The 1694-nt window shown below is 38.8% G+C and carries 2 pseudogenes; one reads left to right on the forward strand and one right to left on the reverse strand.

Annotated elements, in window-relative coordinates:
- Window positions 1-166 precede the first annotated feature (166 nt).
- Window positions 167-1416, forward strand: a pseudogene (locus ACEN36_RS12905) (ISL3 family transposase).
- Window positions 1417-1460: 44 nt separating this feature from the next.
- Here the strand turns inward: ACEN36_RS12905 and ACEN36_RS12910 are convergent.
- Window positions 1461-1694, reverse strand: a pseudogene (locus tag ACEN36_RS12910) (peptide ABC transporter ATP-binding protein); the annotation flags it as partial.

Raw genomic sequence — 1694 nt, forward strand, 5'->3', positions numbered from 1 at the left:
AAAATAGAAAAAAGCCATCCAAACGGATAGCTCTTTTACTATTTAGGCTCTATAATTTCTGTAGTGGGTAAAACCACTGTAGAGATTATAGAGCTTTTTGAATGCAGACAAAAAGTCCCATAAGAACTATAATGAAAAGCAACCAAACCATCATTAGGAAGAACTTATGAGACTTATTAAGAATAACACAGAATTAATCGGAATCAAAGACCAAAATATCAAGATTTCACTTGTTTTTGAAACTGACACTCATATCGAGATTCAAGCAAAACTTGATTACCCTGCACCATCATGTCCTCACTGCCAAGGAAAGATGATCAAGTACGACTTTCAAAAGCCTTCTAAAATCCCTCTTCTCGAGCAAGCGGGAACGCCAACTCTACTACGTCTGAAAAAACGTCGTTTCCAGTGTAAAAGTTGTAGAAGAGTCACGGTAGCTGAGACATCTATCGTTGAGAAAAACTGCCAAATCTCCAATCTAGTCCGACAAAAAGTTACACAGCTTCTAACTGAGAAGGTGTCACTAACTGATATTGCAAGAAGACTTCGCGTGTCGACGTCCACTGTCTATCGTAAGCTTGATCAGTTCACTTTCAAGGAACATTATGACAAACTCCCTGCTGTTATGTCCTGGGATGAGTTTGGGTTCAAGAAAGGGGAATTGGCTTTTGTGGCGCAGAATTATGAGACAAACCAACTCATAACCATCCTTGATAATCGCCGCCAAACTACTATACGAAACTACTTTTTGAAGTATCCATTGAAAGTCCGGCAACAGGTACAGTTTATCACGATGGATATGTCTGGAGCTTATATTCCACTGGCTCGCAAGCTCTTTCCAAACGCAAAAATCGTTCTTGATCGTTTCCACATCATCCAGCACCTTGGACGTGCCTTTTTAAAGACTAGAATTGCAATTATGAACCAGTTCGATAAGAAGTCACTACCCTATCGAGCCTTGAAAAATCACTGGCGACTCTTCCAAAAGGACAGCTGTAAGTTATCTCTCAACTCTTTCTATTCAAAGACTTTCCGCCAAACTTTAGCACCACATGAAGTTGTTAAGAAGACACTAGTCTTTTCAAAAGAGCTTACTGACTACTATACACTTTATCAGCTTTTGCTTTTTCACTTTCAGGAGAAGAGAGTAGGTGAGTTCTTTGACCTGATAGAGGAAAATAGAAGCAAGGTCAATCACTATTTTCAAACGGTCTTTAGGACTTTTCTTAGACACAAGCAATACATCCAAAATGCACTAGAAACAGACTATTCAAACGCAAAACTTGAAGCGACTAATAAGTTAATTAAAGACATTAAACGCTTGGGCTTCGGTTTTAGAAACTTCATCAACTTTAAGAAACGTGTCTTCATCACACTGAACATACATAAAAAGAGGACCTATCCGGTCCTCTCTAGATGTTAGCTTTTCGTCACCCACTACAGTTGACAAAGAGCCATTATTATTTAACGTGTTTCTCAAGATCTTTTTGAGCTTTTTCGTTAGATTCTTTCTTTTCTTTAAGCCATTTTTCACGACTTTGTTCATATTCTTTCTTAGTAACTACTTTTTCTTGTGGTTTCACATATTTGATGTAGTCGTTTGATGAGTTTTTATCACCCACCTGGAGGCTAGCACCGGTAAACGGTGTCAAGCGTGAGATAACTGGTGCCGCACCATTACCAACAGTCAATGG

The sequence above is a fragment of the Desemzia sp. FAM 23989 genome (genome assembly GCF_045528345.1).
Lineage (GTDB): Bacteria > Bacillota > Bacilli > Lactobacillales > Carnobacteriaceae > Desemzia.